Origin of the sequence: Rhizobium sp. R635, from assembly GCF_002211285.1 — a bacterium.
GTDB lineage: Bacteria > Pseudomonadota > Alphaproteobacteria > Rhizobiales > Rhizobiaceae > Rhizobium.
This window is the reverse complement of the sequence record NZ_LOKX01000035.1, coordinates 74,470-96,906: the sequence shown is the minus strand read 5'-3', so window position 1 is coordinate 96,906 and position 22,437 is coordinate 74,470. Positions and strand designations below refer to the sequence as shown.

At 62.3% G+C, this 22,437-nt stretch carries 23 protein-coding genes; 9 read left to right on the top strand and 14 right to left on the bottom strand.

Annotated features, from left to right (window positions below):
* Positions 1 to 23: 23 nt before the first annotated feature.
* From ATY78_RS24995 to ATY78_RS24980, 4 genes are all read right to left on the bottom strand, one after another.
* Positions 24 to 1,652, bottom strand: a complete 1,629-nt coding sequence (locus ATY78_RS24995; RefSeq protein WP_088684991.1) for a CTP synthase — start codon at positions 1,650 to 1,652, stop codon at positions 24 to 26.
* A 143-nt stretch (positions 1,653 to 1,795) separates the two neighbouring features.
* Positions 1,796 to 2,296: a preprotein translocase subunit SecG gene (secG, locus tag ATY78_RS24990; RefSeq protein ID WP_088684990.1), complete on the bottom strand. Its 501-nt coding sequence runs from the start codon at positions 2,294 to 2,296 to the stop codon at positions 1,796 to 1,798.
* Positions 2,297 to 2,415: 119 nt separating this feature from the next.
* The gene (tpiA, locus tag ATY78_RS24985; protein WP_088684989.1) at positions 2,416 to 3,186 is read right to left on the bottom strand and encodes a triose-phosphate isomerase; all 771 of its coding nucleotides are present in this window, start codon (positions 3,184 to 3,186) and stop codon (positions 2,416 to 2,418) included.
* Positions 3,187 to 3,312: 126 nt separating this feature from the next.
* Positions 3,313 to 4,212, bottom strand: a complete 900-nt coding sequence (locus tag ATY78_RS24980) for a phospholipase (RefSeq protein WP_088685140.1) — start codon at positions 4,210 to 4,212, stop codon at positions 3,313 to 3,315.
* Positions 4,213 to 4,419: 207 nt separating this feature from the next.
* Here ATY78_RS24980 and parE point away from each other — a divergent pair, with 207 nt between their 5' ends.
* From parE to ATY78_RS24965, 3 genes are all read left to right on the top strand, one after another.
* Positions 4,420 to 6,492: a DNA topoisomerase IV subunit B gene (gene parE / locus ATY78_RS24975; RefSeq protein WP_088684988.1), complete on the top strand. Its 2,073-nt coding sequence runs from the start codon at positions 4,420 to 4,422 to the stop codon at positions 6,490 to 6,492.
* Between the two features lie 196 nt (positions 6,493 to 6,688).
* Complete coding sequence (locus ATY78_RS24970) at positions 6,689 to 7,828, top strand: esterase-like activity of phytase family protein (RefSeq protein WP_088684987.1); 1,140 nt, start codon at positions 6,689 to 6,691, stop codon at positions 7,826 to 7,828.
* A gap of 115 nt (positions 7,829 to 7,943) precedes the next feature.
* Positions 7,944 to 9,149 carry an AI-2E family transporter gene (locus ATY78_RS24965; RefSeq protein ID WP_088684986.1) on the top strand — a complete coding sequence of 402 codons (1,206 nt, stop codon included), beginning with the start codon at positions 7,944 to 7,946 and terminating at the stop codon, positions 9,147 to 9,149.
* Between the two features lie 18 nt (positions 9,150 to 9,167).
* On the opposite strand, the gene ATY78_RS24960 is transcribed toward ATY78_RS24965, so the two are convergent.
* Positions 9,168 to 9,626 carry a GNAT family N-acetyltransferase gene (locus tag ATY78_RS24960; RefSeq protein ID WP_088684985.1) on the bottom strand — a complete coding sequence of 153 codons (459 nt, stop codon included), beginning with the start codon at positions 9,624 to 9,626 and terminating at the stop codon, positions 9,168 to 9,170.
* Positions 9,627 to 9,756: 130 nt separating this feature from the next.
* Between ATY78_RS24960 and ATY78_RS24955 the strand changes: the two genes are divergently transcribed.
* Positions 9,757 to 10,179: a hypothetical protein gene (locus tag ATY78_RS24955; RefSeq protein WP_088684984.1), complete on the top strand. Its 423-nt coding sequence runs from the start codon at positions 9,757 to 9,759 to the stop codon at positions 10,177 to 10,179.
* Here ATY78_RS24955 and ATY78_RS24950 read toward each other — a convergent pair.
* From ATY78_RS24950 to ATY78_RS24940, 3 genes are all read right to left on the bottom strand, one after another.
* Entirely contained in the window at positions 10,176 to 11,321 is a 1,146-nt protein-coding gene (locus ATY78_RS24950) for a DUF2336 domain-containing protein (protein ID WP_088684983.1), read from the bottom strand. The two genes, ATY78_RS24955 and ATY78_RS24950, sit on opposite strands and share 4 nt — an antisense overlap.
* 101 nt (positions 11,322 to 11,422) lie before the next feature.
* Complete coding sequence (locus tag ATY78_RS24945; protein WP_088684982.1) at positions 11,423 to 12,040, bottom strand: flavin reductase family protein; 618 nt, start codon at positions 12,038 to 12,040, stop codon at positions 11,423 to 11,425.
* Positions 12,040 to 12,624, bottom strand: a complete 585-nt coding sequence (locus ATY78_RS24940) for a nitroreductase (RefSeq protein ID WP_088684981.1) — start codon at positions 12,622 to 12,624, stop codon at positions 12,040 to 12,042. The genes ATY78_RS24945 and ATY78_RS24940 overlap by 1 nt, the downstream gene beginning before the upstream one ends.
* 113 nt (positions 12,625 to 12,737) lie before the next feature.
* Here ATY78_RS24940 and ATY78_RS24935 point away from each other — a divergent pair, with 113 nt between their 5' ends.
* Positions 12,738 to 13,841 (top strand): hypothetical protein, encoded by a 1,104-nt coding sequence (locus ATY78_RS24935; RefSeq protein ID WP_088685139.1) that lies wholly within the window; start codon positions 12,738 to 12,740, stop codon positions 13,839 to 13,841.
* Positions 13,842 to 13,996: 155 nt separating this feature from the next.
* Here the strand turns inward: ATY78_RS24935 and thrS are convergent, their stop codons facing one another.
* From thrS to ATY78_RS24915, 4 genes are all read right to left on the bottom strand, one after another.
* Positions 13,997 to 16,003 carry a threonine--tRNA ligase gene (gene thrS / locus ATY78_RS24930; protein ID WP_088684980.1) on the bottom strand — a complete coding sequence of 669 codons (2,007 nt, stop codon included), beginning with the start codon at positions 16,001 to 16,003 and terminating at the stop codon, positions 13,997 to 13,999.
* Positions 16,004 to 16,124: 121 nt separating this feature from the next.
* Positions 16,125 to 16,652, bottom strand: coding sequence for a DUF1697 domain-containing protein (locus ATY78_RS24925; RefSeq protein WP_088684979.1), 528 nt, complete (start codon positions 16,650 to 16,652; stop codon positions 16,125 to 16,127).
* 83 nt (positions 16,653 to 16,735) lie between these two features.
* The gene (gene yidD / locus ATY78_RS24920) at positions 16,736 to 17,140 is read right to left on the bottom strand and encodes a membrane protein insertion efficiency factor YidD (protein WP_088684978.1); all 405 of its coding nucleotides are present in this window, start codon (positions 17,138 to 17,140) and stop codon (positions 16,736 to 16,738) included.
* Positions 17,141 to 17,145: 5 nt separating this feature from the next.
* Positions 17,146 to 17,592 (bottom strand): iron-sulfur cluster assembly scaffold protein, encoded by a 447-nt coding sequence (locus ATY78_RS24915; RefSeq protein WP_088684977.1) that lies wholly within the window; start codon positions 17,590 to 17,592, stop codon positions 17,146 to 17,148.
* A 307-nt stretch (positions 17,593 to 17,899) separates the two neighbouring features.
* Between ATY78_RS24915 and folE the strand changes: the two genes are divergently transcribed.
* The 3 genes from folE to ATY78_RS24900 all read left to right on the top strand — a co-directional run bounded on the left by folE (position 17,900) and on the right by ATY78_RS24900 (position 20,077).
* Positions 17,900 to 18,514: a GTP cyclohydrolase I FolE gene (gene folE / locus ATY78_RS24910; RefSeq protein ID WP_088684976.1), complete on the top strand. Its 615-nt coding sequence runs from the start codon at positions 17,900 to 17,902 to the stop codon at positions 18,512 to 18,514.
* A 25-nt stretch (positions 18,515 to 18,539) separates the two neighbouring features.
* Positions 18,540 to 18,992, top strand: a complete 453-nt coding sequence (gene hisI, locus ATY78_RS24905) for a phosphoribosyl-AMP cyclohydrolase (RefSeq protein WP_088684975.1) — start codon at positions 18,540 to 18,542, stop codon at positions 18,990 to 18,992.
* A gap of 116 nt (positions 18,993 to 19,108) precedes the next feature.
* On the top strand, positions 19,109 to 20,077 hold the full coding sequence (locus ATY78_RS24900; RefSeq protein ID WP_088684974.1) for a patatin-like phospholipase family protein: 969 nt from the start codon (positions 19,109 to 19,111) through the stop codon (positions 20,075 to 20,077).
* Between the two features lie 60 nt (positions 20,078 to 20,137).
* Here ATY78_RS24900 and ATY78_RS24895 read toward each other — a convergent pair whose 3' ends face one another.
* Positions 20,138 to 20,572: a CBS domain-containing protein gene (locus ATY78_RS24895; protein ID WP_088684973.1), complete on the bottom strand. Its 435-nt coding sequence runs from the start codon at positions 20,570 to 20,572 to the stop codon at positions 20,138 to 20,140.
* Between the two features lie 94 nt (positions 20,573 to 20,666).
* Positions 20,667 to 21,458, bottom strand: coding sequence for a rhomboid family intramembrane serine protease (locus ATY78_RS24890; RefSeq protein WP_088684972.1), 792 nt, complete (start codon positions 21,456 to 21,458; stop codon positions 20,667 to 20,669).
* Between the two features lie 263 nt (positions 21,459 to 21,721).
* On the opposite strand from ATY78_RS24890, the gene ATY78_RS24885 reads away from it, so the two are divergent.
* Positions 21,722 to 22,381 carry a PAS domain-containing protein gene (locus ATY78_RS24885; protein WP_088684971.1) on the top strand — a complete coding sequence of 220 codons (660 nt, stop codon included), beginning with the start codon at positions 21,722 to 21,724 and terminating at the stop codon, positions 22,379 to 22,381.
* The last annotated feature ends 56 nt before the right edge of the window (positions 22,382 to 22,437 follow it).

Sequence of the window (22,437 nt, the reverse complement as noted above, 5' to 3'; positions counted from 1 at the left end):
GACGAAGGCGGCATGGGCATGCGTCAGACGAGACGGCTCTGTTCCGTCGCCGCTTCGATGAAGCTTGCAAACAGCGGATGCGGGTCGAGCGGCCGGCTCTTCAGTTCGGGGTGGTACTGTACGCCGATGAACCAGGGATGATCGGGATATTCGATCGTCTCCGGCAGCACACCGTCAGGCGACATGCCGGAGAAGACGAGGCCGCAATTCTCCAGCCGGTCCTTGTAGTCGATATTGACTTCATAGCGATGGCGATGACGCTCGGAAATATCGGTCGAACCGTAGATTTCCGAGATCTTCGTGCCCTTCTTCAGAGCCGCCTTGTAGGCGCCGAGACGCATGGTGCCGCCGAGATCGCCGGCCGCTGTGCGCTTCTGCAACTCGTTGCCCTTCACCCATTCCGTCATCAGGCCGACCACCGGCTCTTTCGCAGGTCCGAACTCCGTCGATGAAGCGTCCGTCACATCGGCCAGATTGCGGGCCGCTTCGATGACGGCCATCTGCATGCCGAAGCAGATGCCGAAATACGGCACCTTGCGCTCGCGGGCGAAGCGCGCCGCTAGGATCTTGCCCTCGGAGCCGCGTTCGCCGAAGCCACCGGGCACGAGAATGCCATGGACCTTTTCGAGATAGGGCGCGGGATCTTCCTTCTCGAAGATCTCGGACTCGATCCATTCCAGCTTGACCTTGACGCGATTGGCGATGCCGCCGTGATGCAGCGCCTCGATCAGCGATTTATAGGCATCCTTGAGGCCGGTATATTTGCCGACGATCGCGATGGTCACCTCGCCTTCCGGCGTACGGATGCGGTTGCAGACCTCTTCCCACTGGTTGAGACGCGGCTTCGGCGCCGGCTCGATGCCGAAGGCGGCGAGCACTTCGTCGTCGAGGCCTTCCTTGTGGTAGGCCATCGGCACGTCGTAGATATTGGCGACGTCGAGCGCCTGGATGACGGCGGACGGGCGAACGTTGCAGAACAGCGAGAGCTTGCGGCGCTCGGCTTCCGGAATTTCGCGGTCGGCGCGCACCAGCAGGATATCGGGATGAATGCCGAGCGCCTGCAGTTCCTTGACGGAATGCTGCGTCGGCTTGGTCTTGAGCTCGCCGGCGGCCGGAATATAGGGCATCAGCGTCAGGTGGACGTAGACGGCGGTGCCGCGCGGCAGGTCGTTGCCGAGCTGGCGGATCGCTTCCATGAAGGGCATCGCCTCGATGTCGCCGACCGTGCCGCCGATCTCGCAGATGACGAAATCGTAGTCGTCATTGCCCTCGATCACGAAATCCTTGATCTCGTTGGTGACGTGCGGGATGACCTGCACCGTCGCGCCGAGGTAATCGCCGCGCCGTTCCTTGTCGATGATGTTCTTGTAGATGCGGCCGGTGGTGATGTTGTCGGTCTTGGTCGCCGAACGCCCCGTAAAGCGTTCGTAGTGGCCGAGATCGAGATCGGTTTCCGCGCCGTCGTCGGTGACGAAGACTTCGCCGTGCTGGGTCGGGCTCATCGTGCCCGGGTCCACGTTCAGATAGGGATCGAGCTTGCGAAGCCGAACCCGATATCCACGGGCCTGCAGCAACGCTCCGAGAGCCGCGGCCGCAATTCCTTTTCCGAGGGAGGAAACCACGCCGCCAGTGATGAATACGTATCGCGCCATGGGATTCACCGGATACCTTTTCAAAAACGATTCCACCAGCCCAAAAATTCTTTTCCAGAACTTTTGGAGCGTGCCGCGGGAATCTGAACAAAAGAAAACCGGCAGACCCGAGGGCCTGCCGGCGGTTTATGTCGAAGCCCGGTTTACTGTCCCGTCGGGACGCCGGAGGGCTGAGTCGGTGCGGCCGGAGCTGCGGGCGTTGCCGGAGCAGTCGCCGCCGGTGCCGTGGCGGCCGGTGCCTGGGTTGCAGGCGCAGACGTTGCCGGAGCCTGGGCGGCCGGTGCCGGAGCGGCTGCGCCGCCGTTCGGAACGCCGTTGCCGGCCGGCTGGGCCGGAGCCTGTGCGCCGCCGCCGAGCGAATCGAGAATGCCGTTGCCCTGGCCGCCCGTTGCCGGAATACGGTCGAGAATGTCGGTCGGACGGCCTTCGTAACGCGTCAGGATGCCGAGGCCGAGCGAGGTGAGGAAGAACAGGGTCGCAAGGATCGCGGTCGTGCGCGTCAGCGCATTGGCCGTGCCGCGGGCCGACATGAAGCCCGAACCGCCGCCGATGCCGAGGCCGCCGCCTTCAGAGCGCTGGATGAGCACGACGCCGACGAGGGCGAGCACGATCATGAGATGGATGACAATCAATACTGTCTGCATGGGTCCAGTCCTGCCCGCCTGGAGACGGACATAAGTAAGAATTCTGGCGGCTCTTTACATGAGGCTCTCGCCTATTCCAAGCCCTTCGGTCAGGAATAAACCGAGCAATGAACAATGCCTCAGGCGAGCAGCGCCTCATAAGCCCGGTAGATGGCGAGGAAGTCGGCGGCTTTCAAGCTTGCCCCGCCGATCAGCGCGCCGTCGACATTGGCGATGCCAAGCAGTTCTCCGGCATTGGCGGGTTTTACCGAGCCGCCGTAGAGAAGGCGCATCTTGCGGCCTTCGTCGCCGAAGCGGGCCACGAGCTCTGCGCGCATGAAGGCGTGCGCCTTTTCGACATCGGCTGATGTCGGCGTCACACCGGTGCCGATCGCCCAGATCGGCTCGTAGGCGATAACGGTGTTTTCGGCGGTCGCGGCATCGGGAACGGAGGCGGAAAGCTGGCGCTTGATGACGTCGAGTTCCTGCCCGGCGCGGCGTTCGTCGGCCGTCTCGCCGATGCAGATGATCGCCGTCAATTCCGCGGCAAAAGCCGCTTCGGCCTTGGCGCGCACCAGATGGTCCGTCTCGGCATGGTCGGTGCGCCGCTCGGAATGGCCGACGATCACATAGGTGCCGAAGCTGTCGGCGATCATTTCGGCGGAGATGTCGCCGGTATGTGCGCCGGATGGTTTCTGGTGGCAGTCCTGCGCGCCGATCGCAAGCGGGCTGTCGGTGCAGAGCGCGGTCGCCACGTAAAGCAGCGTCGCCGGCGGGCAGATCAGCGCCTCGACCTCGTTGGCGAGCGGCGGGCGAACGCCCTCGGCGATCGCCTTGATCTGATCCAGGGAGGCACGCGTGCCGTTCATCTTCCAATTTCCCGCCACGAGCGGGCGTACATCAGGGGTCATGCCGGCCTTCCAAAATCTGCTTATGCCTGCGGCAATATCAAAAGCTTGCGGTAAAGAAAAGCATCATGCCCTTGACGTAAGGGAAATCTCTGCGTGCTCGCGCATATTTTCTGCCAAAAACCGTCATTAGCCGGCAAGAATCCAGTTCAGCACCCTGCGCCAGTCGATCATCCGGATCGGCGTTCCGTGGTTGCCGGTCTGAAACAGCGTGAAGCGCGTCGGATACTTCGCCTTGCGCAGGCTCTCGAACAGCGCCTGCTGGTCGGTTGCGGCGTAGACCGGATCACGGCTGCCATGCGCAAACCAGAGCGGCAGCTTGGCCTTGTAAAACGCGCTCCTGGTAAAATCGGGATCGGTGACCCCGCTCATAACGAGCATGCCCTTCAGCCGCTTGACGCTGTCGCCGTCGCGCGCAACGCCCCAGCAGACCTGGCTGCCCATCGAAGCGCAGGAAAGGACGATCGGCCGGCCAGGCGATTGCGCGCCGGCATAACGGATCAGGCCTTCGATCGCGGCAACGCCGTTGCTGTCGAAGCTCCTGACCGTCGGCGAATAATAGACGCCGCCATTGCCGGCGACGAGGTTCTTCAGCCGGTTGAAATTGCCGCCGAAGCTGTAGTCGTTGGCCCCGAGCCGCCGGTCGCCGTCGCGGCCGTGAATGAAGATCACCGTGAACGCGGCGTTCTGAGATGGTCCCACCCTGGTGACATCGAGCCTGATGCCGTCGAGAGAGAGGGTTTCGTCGACTTGAGCCTTGCGGATGCCGAGCGAGACATATTTTTGCTGCGCCCGCTTTTCCGGGATCTGGTCGCGGCCGTTGATATCGCGCATCTCGTCATAGCCGATCACCTCGAAGGCGCCGTCGTCGCTTGTCTGCAGCACGGCCTGTTTCGAGAAGAGATCGTCCTTGAAAGGCGGCAGCGCGTCGGCCGCCCGCGCCGGTCCGCCAGCGGAAAGCGCGGCTGCGGACAGCAAAAAGGCCGCAATTGCTGATATAAGGGTGCAATGACTTGTGGACATTCGCATGCGGATGGTTTCCTGAAGCCTGCCGCCGCTTGCCATTCCGCGCCCGGCAACGCAAATCATGTCTGAAAAAGCCGCCGAATAGGCGGTGTCGCGTATAGAGGTGCTTTCTGGCAGAATCTGCCCGATTCGCAAACGTGACGTGAAATGCGGTGATTTTGGGCCGGCGCGGATGCCAGCTCGAAACAGGATGAAGATCTGAACGGTTCCATGGACGACAGCAACGACCTTTTTTCCGGAATGCCCCTCTCTGAAAAACGCGAGGAGGCCCAGAAACCTGCGGCCCAGGCCGAACGGCCGCCGGTAACGGCTGCGCCTGTCGCCCCGCGCCCGGCGCCCGCCGCCTCGAACGCGGATGAATATGGCGCCTCGTCGATCCGCGTCCTAGAAGGCCTCGAGCCGGTGCGCATGCGCCCCGGCATGTATATCGGCGGCACCGACGAAAAGGCGCTGCACCACCTCTTTGCCGAAGTCATCGACAATGCGATGGACGAAGCCGTCGCCGGCCATGCCAATTTCATCGAGGTCCATCTCGATCTGCAGGGTTATCTCACGGTCTCCGACAACGGCCGCGGCATCCCGGTCGAGAACCATCCGCAGGTGCCGGGCAAGTCGACGCTCGAAGTCATCATGACCAAGCTGCATGCCGGCGGTAAGTTCGACGGCAAGGCCTACGAGACCTCGGGCGGCCTGCACGGCGTCGGCGTTTCGGTCGTCAACGCGCTCTCCGACTTCCTCGAGGTCGAGGTGGCGCGAAACCGCAAGCTCTATCGCCAGCGTTTTTCCCGCGGCCTGCCGCAGGGCGGGCTCGAAGAATTGGGCGACGTCCACAATCGCCGCGGGACCCGCGTGCGCTTCCATCCCGACCCCCAGATCTTTGGGGATCACATGAAGTTCGACGCCGGCCGCGTCTTTCGCATGGCGCGCTCCAAGGCCTATCTCTTCGGCGGCGTCGAAATCCGCTGGAGCTGCGAACCGGGCGTTTTGCCGGAAGGTTCCGAAGTTCCCGACAAGGCCGTCTTCCACTTCCCCGGTGGCCTGAAGGACTACCTGCAGGCGACGATGGGCAAGGAATTCACCGTCACCCGCGAAATCTTCGCCGGCAAGACGGAGAAAACCAGCGGCCACGGTTCGATGGAATGGGCGATCACCTGGTATGGCGGCGATCCGCAGGTGCATTCCTATTGCAACACCATCCCGACCCCCGAAGGCGGCACGCATGAGGCCGGCCTGCGCATCGCGCTGACCAAGGGCCTGAAAGCCTATGCCGAGCTGACGCAGAACAAGCGCGCCGCGCAGATCACCACCGACGACGTGATGATCTCGGCCGTCGGCATGCTGTCGGTCTTCATCCGCGAGCCGGAATTCGTCGGCCAGACCAAGGACAAGCTGGCGACCGTCGAGGCCCAGCGCATCGTCGAGAACGCGCTGCGCGATCCCTTCGACCATTATCTCGCCGACAATCCGAACGAGGCGGCCAAGCTGCTCGACTGGGTGATCGAGCGCGCCGAGGAGCGCCTGCGCCGCCGCAAGGAAAAGGAAGTCAACCGCAAGACGGCCGTGCGCAAGCTGCGCCTGCCCGGCAAGCTTGCCGATTGCTCGCAGAACACGGCCGAAGGCGCCGAACTCTTCATCGTCGAGGGTGATTCGGCAGGCGGTTCGGCCAAGCAGGCGCGCAATCGCGCCAACCAGGCGATCCTTCCCCTGCGCGGCAAGATCCTGAACGTCGCCAGCGCCGGCCGCGAAAAGTTCGGCGCCAACCAGCAGCTTGCCGATCTCATCCAGGCGCTCGGCTGCGGCACGCGCTCGAAATACCGGCAGGAAGACCTGCGCTACGAGCGCATCATCGTCATGACCGATGCCGACGTCGACGGCGCCCATATCGCCTCGCTGCTCATCACCTTCTTCTATCAGGAAATGCCGGAGCTGGTGCGCGGCGGCCACCTCTTCCTCGCCGTGCCGCCGCTCTACAAGATCACCCAAGGGGCGAAATCCGCCTATGCCCGCGACGACAATCATCGCGCCGAGCTGATGCAGACGGAATTCAAGAGCAAGGCCAAGGTAGAGATCAGCCGCTTCAAAGGTCTCGGCGAAATGATGCCTGCCCAGCTCAAGGAAACCACCATGGACCCGTCCAAGCGCACCCTGCTGCGGGTGCTGATCGACGAGGTGGATTTCGAGGGCACCCGCAGCGCCGTCGACGACCTGATGGGCACCAAGCCGGAAGCCCGCTTCCGCTTCATCCAGGAGCGTGCGGCTTTCGCCGAAAACCTGGATATTTAAATGTTATAGACGCGCCGAACAGCCGGACTGGTACGGTTCGGCGCGCTACATTTTAGCATTTGCGATTTCACGGAACTGACGAAGAACCGTAACAACTCCGTCAAACAACCGGCGCATGAAGCGGTCGGCGCGGCCTCCCTGGAGTGACGCCCGCGCCCGTTCGAACCGTTTTTCAACCCTTTGCCGGATATTTGTCATGACCAAGCGTTTTCTCGCGACTGCCGCTTTCGTTCTCCTGTCCAGCACCGTCACCGTCAGCGCCACCGAGATCGGCGCCACCTTTGAGACCGCCTGCCCTTTCGGCGATTGCGCCGCCGGCATTTCGCTCTCTTATCTCGGTGAATTCGTCATCCCCACAGGTCATATGGAAAACGGCGTCGAGTTCGGCGGCATATCGGGCCTCGATTTCGATGCCGCCACCGGCCACTATGTCGCCATCAGCGACGATCGCTCCGACAAGGCCCCGGCTCGTTTCTATGAGCTCGACGTCGATGTCGATGCGTCGGGCCTCAAGGGTGTTTCGATCGTCAAGCAGGTCACGCTGAAGGATAAGAACGGCGAACCTTTCGCCGCAAAGACGGTCGATCCGGAATCGATTCGTCTCGGCAAGGATGGGATCTACTGGGGCAGTGAGGGCGACGGCAAGGCGCTGCTGCCGCCCTTCATCCGCGTCGCTGCACCGGACGGCTCGTTCGTGCGCGAATTCAAGCTGCCGGAGGGCTTTGCGCCGACCGCCGACAAGTCGACCGGCATCCGCGACAATCTCGCCTTCGAGGATCTTGCCGCAGCACCCTCCGGCGACGTCTTCGTCGGCGTCGAGGCAGCCCTCTACCAGGATGGCCCGAAGCCGTCGCTGACGACGGGCAGCCTGTCGCGCATCATCCGTTATGACGGCGCAACCGGCGAACCGAAGGCGCAGTATGTCTACCCGGTCTCTCCGATCCCGCAGGCTGCCGCCAAGGAAAACGGCGGCAACGACAACGGCATGTCGGAAATGCTCGCCCTCGACGATCATCGCCTGCTCGCCGTCGAGCGCAGCTATGCCGAAGGCTTCGGTAATAACATCAAGATCATGATGATGGATCTCGCAGATGCGACCGACGTCTCCGCCATCGCCTCACTCGCCAAGAACGACCAGCGCGTCGTCCCTGCCCGCAAGAGCCAGATCCTCGATCTGAGAGCGATCGGCCTCGTCCCCGACAATATCGAGGCCATGTCGCTCGGCAAGGCCAAGGACGGCGCCGACGTTCTCATCCTTGGCTCCGACAACAACTTCTCGCCCGCCCAGAAGACGCAGTTCTACGCCTTCAAGATCGTCAGCCGTCCGCAGCAGTAAACCGTCGCGTCTGGCGGTCGAATAGCGACGCTTTGTATACGCTTTCACGCTACGTACCTTGAAACCGCCGGGTTCATGGCCCATAACCAGAGTACAAGAATAAGAAGAGGCGCGCGTGGGTGTGTTCGATCGTCAGAAAGCCAATCATGAGCCACGATGGCTGGGGTCGTCGGCGCCGACGCGCGCGCCGCTAATCCCTTCCATCTCGGCGGCGCGCTGGCTGCTGGTCCTGATCGTCGCGGCCGGCGTCTATTTCTTCTACGGCTTCCTCGTGCCGGTGCTTGCGGCGCTGGTCATCGGCTTTGCCAGCTGGCCGCTCTACCGCAAGCTGCTGGCCCGCGTCGGCGGCAATACGACGATCGCCGCGACCATCGCTATCGTCATGATCGTCACCTTTCTGGTCATTCCGATCGGGTTTGCGGTCACCTATACGACGGGTGAAGTGCGCACCTGGGTCACATGGGCGATCCACGCCAACCGCGCCGGCGCGCCGACGCCCGACTGGATCGTCGCGCTGCCGTTCGCAGGCCCCTATCTCGATGATCTCTGGACGAAATACATCGGCAGTCCCGGCGCTCTGGGCGAGGTCATTCAGGCAGTCAGCGGCGCCCATATCGGCAATATCTATCGCGCCGTGCTGGCAGCCGGCGGCGGCGCCTTCCATCTTCTGCTGACGCTGCTCTTCATGCTGATCGCGCTGTTCTTCGTCTATCGCGACGGTTTTTCCTTCTCCAAGCAGATCGATATGCTGGGCGAACGCATCCTGCCGAACCGCTGGGAGCGCATTTCCCGCGTCGTGCCGGCGACGATCAGCTCCACCGTCATGGGCATGACGCTGATTGCGATCGGCGAAGGCATCGTGCTCGGCGTGGCTTACTGGATCGCCGGTGTGCCGTCGCCGGTGACGCTCGGCGTGCTCACCGGCGTGATGGCGTTGATCCCGGGCGGTGCGCCGCTCTCCTTCACGCTGGTCTCCATCTATCTCCTGGCGAGCGGCTCGCATGTCGCCGGCGTCGGCCTCTTCGTATGGGGCACTGTCGAGCTCTTCATCGTCGACAAGACGCTGAGGCCGAAGCTCGTCGGCGGTCCGATCAAGTTGCCCTTCCTGCCGACCTTCTTCGGCCTCGTCGGCGGCGTCAAGACGATGGGTTTCCTCGGCCTCTTCATCGGTCCCGTGCTGATGGCGCTGATCGTCGCCATCTGGCGCGAGTGGATCCACGAGGCCCGCAACGCCGAAAAGATCGAGGCAGTGCCGCAGATCGTCGTGGACGAACAGGCCCCTCCCTCGTCGAAAACGATCTCTCGGGTTGCCGAAGGCTGACGCGGCCTTCGCCAGTCGCTATCCCAGCCGCTTTTCCATGAAGAGGCTGAGCGGGTCCGGCAGATAGCTGCCGAAGGCCTCGATCTCTTGATATCTGTATTTGCGGTAGAGGGCGATTGCTTCTGGCTGGTAGATGCCGGTTTCGAGCCGAATCGCCGTCAGCCTCTTTTCCCTCGCGATCGCCTCCAATGCATTCATCAGACCGCTGGCAATCCTCAGCCCTCTCGCCTCGGGATCGACGAACATGCGTTTGATTTCCGCCGTCCCGTCGCCGGCTTCGACCAGCGCGCAGCATCCGACGATCGCACCATGATTACGGGCGACGAGGAAGCTCACGGACGGCTTTTCCAGCGTGGAAAGGTCGACCAGATGGTTGCTCTCCGCAGGATAGAGCGACTGCGCATAGGCATCGGAAAGATCGAGAAGACGGATGATGCCCTGCTGGCGCGGCGGCTCCTGGGCGATGGTGACGGACATGATGGTTCCCAATGCTGGCGAGAGGCGCAAATTCTTCTCGACATGACGAAGAGTTAATGCTTTCGCCTTCTTTCGGTTGGAATTGCGCCGTCTAAGGCGATATCAGGTTCAATAGCCAAGGGGGCAGAATATGCAAGCGGTGCTCATCGCCATGACCATTCTCGGTTGCGACGATTCCGTCAGCCAGTGCAGGTATGTCGCGACGGTCGACAAGCGCTGGGAAACCGTTGCCGCTTGCGATGCCGAAGCCGAACGCCGCCTCAAAACCTATGCCAATGTCAGCTATCCCTCGGTGATCGCAGTATGCGAAGCGCCGAAAGCGCTCGCCGCCGCCGAACCGCCGAAGCCGTCGCCTCTGCCTGTTGCCACTGCCGAGACTGCTCCTGCCGCCCCCGAGGAACCTGTAGGCAAGCTCGCCGGCTTTGCTGAAAATATCGCCGGCCAAGTTCGCGCGCATCTTCCGACAGGCCGAGACGTCAAGGAGACGCTTTCCAAGCCCGTCCACTTCGTATCCGCCAGCTATTCCTGGGTGGTGACGCGGCTGAACGACTAAGCCGCCGCAAGCGCCGCATAGACACGGGCCGATTGACGCTGTTCGGCGACACCAAGCTTTTCCACCATATCGAGCAATTCGCCGACAGCGCTGTGCGAGCCGTCGTGATGGCGGAATTTTTCGAGAAGACGGCCGCAAATATTGCCGAGCACGCTGCCCGGCGCCTTTCTGGCGGCATCCCTCCAAAGCAGTGTGGCTTCGACGAAGATGACGCTGATATCCCTCGGCAGGCCGGCGGATTCGTAGAGTGCGCGCACAGCATGCATGCGCCCGGTCGCCAGGATCGACCGCACCCGGCGCTCGCCGCAGCCTGTCAGAGCGACGATCGCGGCAGCGAAGAAATCCACCTTGCCGGCGCAGAGCGCGTGCATCAGGAAGGATGGCGTCAGCCGGCCGTTGAGGCGCAGATGTTCGACGAGATCGGGTATTTCGCGCGGCGCAATGTCGCCGGCAAGTGAAATGATGGCGGCCTCGGTCGCCTCGCGGCTGATGCGCTGGAGCCGCTGCAGGCCGATCACCGCCTGCGCCAGCGGCAAGCCGATCAGCGCATTGCTGACATGCTGGGTGAGCAGCTGTCGGGCATCTGCAGGAAGATCGCTGCGGTCGAGAAGCAGGTTGCGGATGTCGCAGCTGTCGCCGAGCCGTTCGGCGATGCGTTTCAGCGATTGCGTCGAGATCGCCGCGCCGTCGTTCTCGAGCAGGCAGAGCACTTCTTCCTCGTCGCCGACCTCCGCAAGGGCGGCAGAGACCGGGCGCGTGACATGGGCTCTGGCTGCAATCAGCATGCGGGTGGCGCCATTGCCGCGCGCGGCAAGATCGACGAGATCGGTATCGCTCAAAAGCGGTGAACAGGTGACGGCGTGGCAGGCGACCTCAGGCTGGTCTTCGGCAAGCGAAAGAACCAGGCTGCGCGGCGCATCGGGCGACCAGGCGATTGATTCGGCAAGCGCAAGCCGCACCCGCGGCGATGGATCGTCGAGAAGGAAGGTCATAGCCATCTCGGCCGCCTTCCGCTCTTCTTGAGACATATCGGACTGCAGATAAGCTCGCCCGAGCGCATTCGCGGCCCGAGCCCGATCGCCGGTCTTGGCGGTTTCGATCCAACGAAGGAAAGCTTCTACGATCACACGACGCCCCAGCACTTGAACGCGATTCCTTCGCGTTTCATTCAATGCTGTGACCGTAGCGACAAAAGGTTTAAGATTGGTTCACCATATTTCTTAAGCCTTTGTATGCCTTGCGCTCAGGCCTCCGCTTTTGGCACGTGCGGCCGGAACATCTCGAAAACATCGCTGCCTTCGCTGTAATCCATGTAGCCCATGCGCGCGACAGGCCGGGCGATCGACATGTCGAGCCGGCCGTCCCTGACGATCGCTTCGTCGATATGGATGCCGACCACCTCGCCGAAGACGAGCACGTTTTCAGACGGCGCCCCCGACAGCGTTTTCGGCTCGATGATCTCGGTGACCTTGCATTCGAGTACGGCGAAAGCTTCCGCGACATAGGGCGCATCGATCAGTTCGGCCTGCTTCGGCGTCAGGCCCGCGAAGTCGAATTCACTGCTGCCATAGGGCAGCGCCGCCGAGGAGAGGTTCATCTTTTCGGCGAGATCGCGGCTGACGAAATTGCAGGTGAAGACGCCGGTCTCAGCCGCATTGCGCTGGCTGTCCTTTCGCCCAGCGGAGGAAAACATCACCAGCTTCGGCCGATCGGCAATGGCGTTGAAGAAGGAATAGGGCGCGAGGTTGATCGAACCGTCCCTGCCCTTGCTGCCGATCCAGCCGATCGGGCGTGGCGATACGATCGCCTTGAAGGGGTCGTGTGCGAGCCCGTGCCGGTTGCTGTCCGTCGTGTAGAACATCAGTCCTCTCCGCCGACCCAGGTCACCGTATCGGCAAGCTCCGGCCGCGGCCGTTCGATCGCCGGAAATGTCGTCGAGCCGATATGGATGAAGCCCGCCACTTTTTCGCCGGGCCCGACGCCGAGCAGCGGATAGGCGCGCTCGTCATAGGCGAACCACTCCGTCAGCCAGTTGGCGACGTAACCGCTGGCATTGGCGGCGAGAATGACGTTGAGGCAGAGCGCGCCCGCCGACATCAGCTGCTCCCATTCCGGGATCTTGATATGCGGTCCCGCCTTGCTGACCACGGCGACGACGACAGGCGCGCGGGTGAAGCGGGTGCGCTCGACCTGGATCATCTCTTCGGAAAGTTCGGGCTTCGTCTCGAGCGCGAGCTTCAGCAGCGCCTCGCCGAGCTTTTCGCGCTGCTCTCCGCGATAGACGATGAAGCGCCACGGCGCGATCTTGCCGTGATCGGGAACGCGCGAGGCAAGCCTCAGGATCTCCTCGATCTCGGCCTTCTCAGGGCCTGGTTCGCACATCTGGAAAGCGGGGATGGAGCGGCGCACGGCGAGATAGTCGATCAGCTTGATATCGGATTTCATGCGGGAGAAACTTTCATTTTTATGCTGCTGCAAAAGGTGGGTCTTGAATTTGCCATCGCGTTGGTCTTGAAGTGGCCTTTGCGATTTCAGAAGTCAATCGGTTCACGAAACAGATGTTTGGCATTTCGCCTCTTGCACGCACCGGCCTCGCCATCGCCCTGATGGTCTTGATGCCCTTCGGCGCCGGCGCGCAGGATGCCTTCAAGGAATTCAAACAGCTCGATTCGAGCTCGAAGATGCCCAAGCTGAACGCCTTCATCGCGCCCGGCACGGCGCCCGAAGGCACCAAGCTGCGCGACGTCGCAATGGAAGCCAAGCTGACGGCCGACGGCACGCCTGTCGAGGACGGTCTCTCCTGGTATGTCTTCAGCCCGATCGCCGGCACCGACGGCAAGCTGCCGCTGATCGCCAGCGCCAAGGGCGGCCCCGCCGACTTTCAGCTCGCCCCCGGTGATTATTTCGTCAACGTCTCCTTCGGCCGCGCCGGCGTCACCAAGAAACTGACCGTGCCCACCGATGGCGAAGTCGACAAGCAGGTGATGGTGCTCGATGCCGGCGGCCTGCTGCTCAACGCCGTCTCCGGCGCCGATGCCCGCATCCGCCCGGACCAGTTGAGCTTCTCGATCTATTCCTCGGAAGTACGCGACGACGGCGAGCGTGGTCTGGTCGTGGCCGACGTCTCGCCGAACACGGTGGTGCGCCTCAATGCCGGCACCTATCACATCGTTTCCGAATATGGCAGCGTCAACGCCGTCATCCGCGCCGACATCCAGGTCGAGGCCGGCAAGCTGACGGAAGCGACGATCCAGCACCGCGCCGCGCAGGTCACCTTCAAGCTGGTTTCCGAAGCAGGCGGCGAGGCGATCGCCGATACGGCCTGGTCGATCCTGACGGCAGCCGGCGACAGCGTCGGCGAAAGCGTCAGCGCCTTTCCAACCATGGTTCTCGCCGAAGGCGAATATTCGGCCGTCGCCCGCAACAAGGACAAGATCTACCAGCGCGATTTCACCATCGCCGCCGGCAGGAACACCGATGTCGAAGTCCTGATGAAGGACCAGCAGCCGCAGCAGCCCGAGAGCCCTGCGGCGCGCACCGTGCAGCAGGTGCCGGCCGGCACGCCCTCGCCCCCGGGTGTCCAGCCGGCTCCAGAGGCGCCGTTGCCCTCATACGAACAGCTCGTACCGCAGGCCGGCGGCGACGGCGCCAGCCTCGATTGATCTGCCAAGCACCCGTTTCCGACGCGCTATAGCGATCGCGCAAATCGGCCAGCGCTTCGGGCGAATTTCAATGATTGGCGGGAAGATTTTTCGAAGTGCAGGTTGGCGCGGTTTCCGACAGCGCCGAGGTCGGCGCTGTCGTATTCAAGCGATTTTCAGGCCGCCCTGGCTTTCTTTGCTTCGGCCTTGCGGCGAACGTCGGGCGGCGTCGCCTCGAGGGCAAGGCTCCCGACGGCGGCGTCGAGCCCCATCGAAACCTGATCCTGGCTGCCGAGACGGCGGATGTTGACCGTGCGCTCCTCGGCCTCTTTCCTGCCGCAGACGATGATGACGGGAACCTTGGTGACCGAATGCTCGCGGATCTTGTAGTTGATCTTCTCGTTGCGGAAGTCGGTCTCGACGTTGAGGCCGGCCTCGCGCAGCGCCTCGGCCACTTCAAGCCCGTAGGCATCTGCTTCCGAGGTGATCGTCGCGACCACCACCTGCAGCGGCGATACCCAGAGCGGCATATGGCCGGCGAAGTTCTCGATCAGGATGCCGAGGAAGCGCTCCATCGAGCCGCAGATGGCGCGATGGATCATCACCGGCTGCGTCTTTTCGGAGTTGCTGTCGATATAGAAGGCGCCGAAGCGTTCCGGCAGGTTGAAGTCGACCTGCGTCGTGCCGCACTGCCATTCACGGCCGATCGCGTCCTTCAGCGTATATTCGAACTTCGGCCCGTAGAAAGCGCCCTCGCCCGGCAGGATGCCGGTCTTGATGCGGCCTTCTGACTGCGCCTCGATCGTCTTCAGCACGTCGGTCATGACGGCTTCGGCGCGATCCCAGAGCGCGTCGGAACCGACGCGCTTTTCCGGACGGGTGGAAAGCTTGACGACGATTTCCTTGAAGCCGAAATCTTCGTAGACCGAAAGGATGAGATCGTTGATCTTCAGGCATTCGGCGGCCATCTGCTCGTCAGTGCAGAAGATGTGCGCGTCGTCCTGCGTGAAGCCGCGCACGCGCATCAGACCATGCAGCGCGCCCGAGGGCTCATAGCGATGAACCAGGCCGAACTCCGCCAGACGGATCGGCAGTTCGCGATAGGACTTCAGGCCATGCTTGAAGATCTGCACGTGGCCGGGGCAGTTCATCGGCTTCAGCGCAAAGACGCGATTGTCAGCTTCCTTGTCTTCGGGATGCGTCATCGCATGCGCCGATTTCACGGCGAACATGTTTTCCTGATACCAGCCCCAGTGCCCCGAGGTTTCCCAGAGCGAAGTGTCGAGCACCTGCGGCGCGTTGACTTCTTCATAATCGACGGCGAGCCGGCGGCGCATATAGGAGACGAGCGACTGGAAGATGCGCCAGCCCTTGCCGTGCCAGAAGACGACGCCCGGACCCTCTTCCTGAAAATGGAACAGGTCCATTTCGCGGCCGAGCTTGCGGTGGTCGCGCTTTTCGGCTTCCGCCAGCATATGCAGATAATTGTCGAGATCGGCTTGGTCGGCCCATGCCGTGCCGTAGATGCGCGACAGCATGGCGTTGTTGCTGTCGCCGCGCCAATAGGCGCCGGCAACCTTCATCAGCTTGAAGGCCGTGCCGATCTGGCCGGTGGAGGCCATGTGCGGGCCGCGGCAGAGGTCGAACCATTCGCCCTGATTGTAGATCTTCAGATCCTGCCCTTCCGGGATCGCATCGACGAGCTCGACCTTGTAGTTTTCACCCTTGGCGGCAAAGACCTCCTTGGCCTTCTCGCGTGACCAGATCTGCTTGGTGAAGGGCGCGTTGCGGGCAATGATCTCCTTCATCTTCTTTTCGATCTTCGGCAGATCGTCGGGCGTGAAGGGCTCGTTCTTGGCGAAATCGTAATAGAAGCCGTTTTCGATCACGGGGCCGATCGTCACCTGCGTGCCGGGCCACAGCTCCTGTACGGCTTCGGCCATCACATGCGCAGCGTCATGCCGGATGAGTTCCAGCGCGCGGCCATCCTTGCGGGTGATGATCTCGATCTTGCCGTCGGTCACGGCATCGGAAAGGTCGCGCACATCGCCGTCGATCGCAATGGCGACGGCGCTCTTGGCGAGCGACTTCGAAATGGATTCGGCGACATCCCTGCCGGTCGCGCCAGCCGGGAAGCTGCGCACCGAACCATCGGGAAATGTCAGGGAAATGGCTTCAGACATCGAATTCTCCTTGTCCAGTCCCGCCAACGAATGCGGGTGGTTGCAACGACGCGCTTCCCTTTGCTGGATGCGCTGCCGCCTGATACTCAGATTTTCCGCGGGAGTAAAGAAGATGCCCGGTCTACATGATCATTTGGGCGAGGCCGCAAACCGTATTCCAGTTGCGCATCGTGCCGATGCCGAGCCGCTTGGTCGTCAGCGCCGAGAGCAGCTTGGATTGGCTCGGCTTGCCGGCGAAATCGATCCAGAGGTCGCCGCCGACGACCGCGATGCGCTGGCCTTCCGCCATTAGCGGCTTCAGCGCCTCCACCTTTTCCGGGTCGATCGGCAGGCGCATGACCCGGACGATGACCTGGTCTCCGCTGCCATCCCGAAAGGGATTGGTGCCGCAGAGCGCCATCCAGGTGCAGTCGCTGCGTACGATGATATCGACATGCTTGCCGAACTTCTCTTCGAAGCCCTCTTCCAGCGCGACCTCGAGTTCATGCGGCCGCATTCCGTCTGCCTCGAAGACCAGATTGCCGGTTGAAACCAGCGTGCGTGGCTCGCGATAGCCAAGCTCTTTGGCAAGTGCGCGCAGATCCTCCATGATGACCCGGCGGTCGGGAGTCAGCACGATGCTGTGCAGAAGGGCAACAAACATGCTCATAGCCACTCGCTCTCCTCCTCTCCTCCGCGCTCGAGATCACGGTCACTGAACGGTGACCCGCGCCTCACGCTTGGTTGCTGCGCTCACCCTCTCTTGCGTCCGAGGGCGAGATAGCGCCACGGGGTCCACCAACGAAAACTGTCGCCGAGCGTCTCCGGCACCTGGTCGAGCCCGCTGGTCCCGCCCGGGCCGCAGCGGCCGACGCGAAAGAGCGTCATCCAGCCCCCTGCCCAAAGGCCGTGGCGGGCGATCGACTCGTAGCCATATTCCGAGCAGGTCGGGATATGGCGGCAGGAATTGCCGACAAAGCCCGAAAGCGTCAGTTGATAGAGACGGATCAGCCCCATGCCGAGCAGGCGATCGGGAGTCTTGCGGAAGGCGCCGGCATAGTTGCGGGAACGGTGTGCCACCGTTTTGCGCGGCTTTTCGGATCCGGCGGCGCCGCCGTCGTCCTCATCGCTGGCCTGCAGGGCACAGAACTCGCACATCCCGGTTACGCCTCGATAACTTCCGCCCGTTTCGCCTCGATCTGCCCGATCGCATCGACGACCGCATCGAAGGTCAGCATCGTCGAGGCGTGACGGGCCTTGTAATCCCGCACCGGCAGCAGGTAGCGCATGTCCTCGAACCGGCCGATGGGGCCTGCGCCGTCCGCCTTCAGCATGGCGAGCATGTCCTGGCGCGCCTGGCGCACTTCACCCGATGTCGCGCCAAGGACATGGCGAGCCATGATCGAGGACGAGGCCTGCCCGAGCGCGCATGCCTTTACGTCATGGGCAAAACCGATCACGGTATCGCCGTCCATCTTCAGCCAGATCCGCACCTTCGAGCCGCAGAGTTTGGAATGGGCCTGGGCGCTCGCATCGGCATCATCAAGCGTCCCGGTCAGCGGAATATTGCCTGCGAATTCGAGGATTTTGCTGTTGTAGATGTCATCCATGCTGGATTCCGCTCCAAAATCGCTGCGGATTGGCCGTTTTTCAGCCTGTTATTGTCGTTGAAACAAAAAACGCACCGTGTCCTCTCAGGATACTTACATAGCACGGCCGTCTTCCTATATGTATGTCGTTCGAAGGCCATGAAAATGCAATGGCCTCGTGTAAGTTTGATTGGGAAACCGTGCCGGACGGGCTGAATTGGCCCTGAAAGCCCCGGAGCCTGCCAAAGGTGCAAGAATTCCCTCATGGGACTGACCAGTGGCAATTCCGACAGATGGGTCCGCGATGTGGACCAGGAGACCATTGATCATGGACGCCATCGTGAAGAACTTTCCGCAGACGAACCGCGAGTCCGACCGCCCTTCCCAGCAGGAGGCGGAGGAAGCCGTTCGCGTGCTGCTGCGCTGGGCCGGTGACGATCCGACGCGTGAAGGCCTGCTCGAGACGCCGGCCCGTGTCGTCAAATCCTACCGCGAGCTTTTCTCCGGCTACGACATGGCGCCGGAAGACGTGCTCGGCCGCACCTTCGAGGAGGTCGCCGGCTACGACGACATGGTCCTCGTCAAGGACATTCCGTTCTATTCGCATTGCGAACATCATATGGTCCCGATCATCGGCAAGGCCCACGTCGCCTATATGCCCGATGGCCGCGTGCTCGGCCTGTCGAAGATTGCCCGCGTCGTCGAAATCTTCGGCCGCCGGTTGCAGACGCAGGAAACCATGACCGCGCAGATCGCCCGGGCGATCGACGATACGCTCAATCCGCGCGGTGTCGCCGTGATGATCGAGGCTGAACATATGTGCATGGCGATGCGTGGCGTTCAGAAGCAGGGCTCGACCACGCTGACGACAACATTTACGGGAACGTTCAAGACGGAGCCGGCCGACCAGGCCCGTTTCATGAGCATGGTGCGGGGCCGCTGATACCGGCTCCCTCAGGAGGGCCGCGATGAGCCAACTGATCTTCAATCAACCGTCCGAGGACAAGTCCACCTTGGAAGACGCTGGCGATTTCACGCCGCGTTTCGATGATCGCGGCCTGATCACCGCGATCGTCACGGATGCCGGCGACGGCGAACTGTTGATGGTGGCGCATATGAACGCGCAGGCGCTGGCGCTGACCATCCAGACCGGCACGGCCCATTATTTCAGCCGTTCGCGCGGCAAGATCTGGAAGAAGGGGGAAACCTCTGGCAATCTCCAGACTGTGAAGGAAATCCGCACGGATTGCGATCAGGACGCCATCTGGCTGAAAGTCGAGGTCGCCGGCCACGACGCCACCTGCCACACCGGCCGGCGCTCCTGCTTCTACCGGACGATCACCCTTCAGGACGGAAAGCCGATGCTCGATATCGTTGACGACGAGCGTCATTTCGATCCGAAGGACATCTACGGAAAATAGCCCCGATTTCCGGACATTTGTCCCTTATTGCGCCAGAAACCGCCTCTATATACGATTTAGAAACGGATCGGGCACACTATCGGAAGTCACGTGTTCTGCTGGGAGGGGAGAGCGCCATGCTGAGCTGGAGTCTGCATCGTCAAAGCTCTGAAGGCGAGGGTTCCGGCTCCGGTTCCGGCATGTCTACCACACTCGAAACGATCCCTCCCCCCGCGCCTCCCAGAAAAATCAAGATCGCGCTCGCGCTCGGCGGTGGCGCTGCCCGCGGCTGGGCGCATATCGGCGTGTTGCGCGCGCTCGACGAAGCGAAGATCGAGATCGGCATGATTGCCGGCACGTCGATCGGCGCGCTGGTCGGCGGCTGTTATCTCGCCGGCAAACTCGATGAGCTCGAAAGCTTCGCCCGGTCGCTCACCATGCGCCGCATCGCAAGCCTGCTCGACCTCACCATCGGCGGCAGCGGCCTTTTCGGCGGCATGCGGCTGACCAAGCGGATGCAGGAGCATCTCGAAGGCCTCAACGTCGAGGATCTCGACCGGCCTTTCGTCGCGGTCGCGGCGGAGGTCAATACCGGTCACGAAGTCTGGATCGCCAACGGCTCGCTGATCACGGCGCTCAGGGCTTCCTATGCCCTGCCCGGCATCTTCGAGCCGGTGCGCAGCAATCACCGCACGCTGGTCGATGGCGCGCTGGTCAATCCGGTTCCCGTCTCGGTCTGCCGCGCTTACGAGCAGCTCCTCGTCGTTGCCGTCAATCTCAATTACGATCTCTACGGCCGCTCGGCCGTCGTCCGGCATAATGCCAGCCTTTCGCCGCAGGAAGTTCAGAAGCAGGAAGAGGCGCCCTATGCACGGCTCGGCATGACCGGCGTCATGGTGCAGGCTTTCAACATCATCCAGGACAGGATTGCCCGCGCCCGCCTTGCCGGCGACCCGCCTGATATTTCGCTGCAGCCGCGTCTCAGCGATATCGGCCTCTCCGAATTCCACCGGGCCGGCGAGGCGATCGAACGCGGTTACGAGGAAGCCAGAGCCCGGCTCCCCGAAATCAAGCGCATGCAGGAAGTCTACGCCAGCCATCCCTGAGCAGGCATGCCGTCCCCAGGCGGCCCGGGCAATATGCATAGAACCGAGGCCGGCCAAACCTCAGCCGGCAATATAAGCCTTGATCTCCTCGGCTTCGCGCTCGACCGCGGCGATGCGCGATTTCACCACGTCGCCGATCGAGATGATGCCGGCAAGCTTGCCGTTGCTTTCCACCGGCACGTGACGGAAACGACGGCTGGTCATCAGCTCCATCAACTCGTTGACGGTCGTCTCCTCGTGGCAGCGATAGACCTTTGACGTCATCACCTGGGAGAGCGGCTGATCGAGGCCTTCCTTGCCGTGCTTGGCGATGGCATGCACGAGATCGCGCTCGGTGAACATGCCGGAAATCCGGTTCTCCATGCCGACGACGACGATGGCGCCGATCTTCTTCTTGCTCAGGATATTGGCCGCCTCGGCGACGGTGGTATTCGGCCCGGCGGTGACGACGTCCCTGCCCTTCAGGTCGAGAATTGCTTTGACTGAACCGGTCATTCGAACCTCCTATGTCCGTGAAACACTTGTCACAGGCATCCGCGGCGGTTTCTCCCCCCAGCGCGGATAATAGGTCGATGGTGCACTGCCCGGCTCAGGATTGCAACACATCCTTCTCCGCTTCGGCAGGTTCCACAGACGGGCGCGGCGGCGCCCGGTCGAAAAGCGAAAACAGGAAAAAGCCGAAGACGAATCCGCCGATATGCGCATCCCAGGCGATCTCCTGGCTGCCGTCGCCGACGAGCGGGATGCCGACGGCGATCAGCGCGTTGCCGAACAGCCAGAACAGCATGAAGATGACGACGGTCCGGCTCTTCAGCGCCTCGAAAATGGAAAGCCGCGCGTTGAGATGCGCCGGCAGCATCGGCCTCCGCTCGGCCGGAAAAGCGAAGCGGCAGGCTGCTCCCATCAGCCCGGAGATGACGCCGGATGCGCCGATCAGCAGCGATATGTCCCCCCAGTTCAGGGCCGTGTGCAAGGCGGCTGATGCAACGGAGGAAAAGATCCAGAAGAGCACGAAACGCAGCGTCCCGATGCGGCGCACGACCGGCGCGCCGAAGGCCATCAGCCACAATGCATTGAAGGCTATATGCTCGACGCTGCCATGCAGCAGTGAATAGGTAATGGGCGTCCAGAATAGTTCCGGCCCCTGCTGCGACAATGGAATCACATAGCGCGCGGGAACGAAGCCGAAAGTGAAGAGCAGCCACTCCACAGCATCGTCGGGAAGCAGGAATGCCTGCACCAAGTAGATGACGGCAAGCAGGCAAAGGCTGAAGAACAGCGCCGGCGGAAGATTGAAGACCGGTACGCGCGGTGGCCGTGCCGGCGGCTGGACCTTAAGAGGTTCGGGCGCCTTGTTCGGCTCGGCCGTCTGCTCATTCATCTGCATTTCGCCTCGTTGAGGCCACAGCCATACAGGAGCGCTTGTCAAAAAAAAAGCCGCCCGGAGTGTCGGGCGGCGTACCGGGATCTCAAGCAAAGACTTCGGCCCGGTTAGGCTGTGCTGAACTTCGAAAGTCGAAGCCATGATGAGACAGTGTCACGACAGGCATCGCACCTCAATCGAAACCCTTTGTTAACCTTACCGGCCCGGCTTTGGCATGAAATCCGCATGGTAAAGCCTGTAAGGGCCATGAGGGCCTGAAATTGCTCCGGAATGGGACAGGTTGGTGTGAAATGCGTTTACAAACGACCATCGAAATCTTCGACTACTGGAATCGCATCCGCGGCACTGCGGATGCGCCGTTGAAGTCACAAGTCGAACCCTCTGCCGTTCCCCATCTTCTCCAGAGCCTCTTCATTCTGGAGATGCGCGGAGGCGGAGACATCGGCTTCCGGCTCGCCGGCACCCGTATCTGCGATCTCTTCGGACGCGACCTGCGCGGCGAGCGCTTTTCGTCGCTTTGGGCGCATGGCCAGCATACGGATATCGAACGCACGGCGATGGGTGTGATGGATCATGCGATGCCGGCGCTGTTCAATGCCACCGGCTACAGCACCGTTGGCCATCAGGCTTCCTTCGAAATCGTCATGATGCCGCTGCGTTCGCCGGGCGGCGCCTGCGACCGGCTGCTCGGCGCAATCACACCGGCGGCGGCTGCAAGCTGGCTGGAGATCGTGCCGCTCGAATTCCTGGCGCTCGACCGCAGCCGTCTGCTCCCGACACATTTCGGCCCGACACATTTCGGCAAGTCTGCATCCGCCCAAATGCGCCCGATCAACGAGATCGCCGCCGGCAAGAGCGCCCGTTTCGGGCAAGCCATGCGCCGCATGGTGTCGCATCTGCTGAGCGCGGAGGCGCGCTGACAATCCCGTTTCAGGACACCCGGCATACTCGTTTTCGGCTATGCCGGGATCGGACG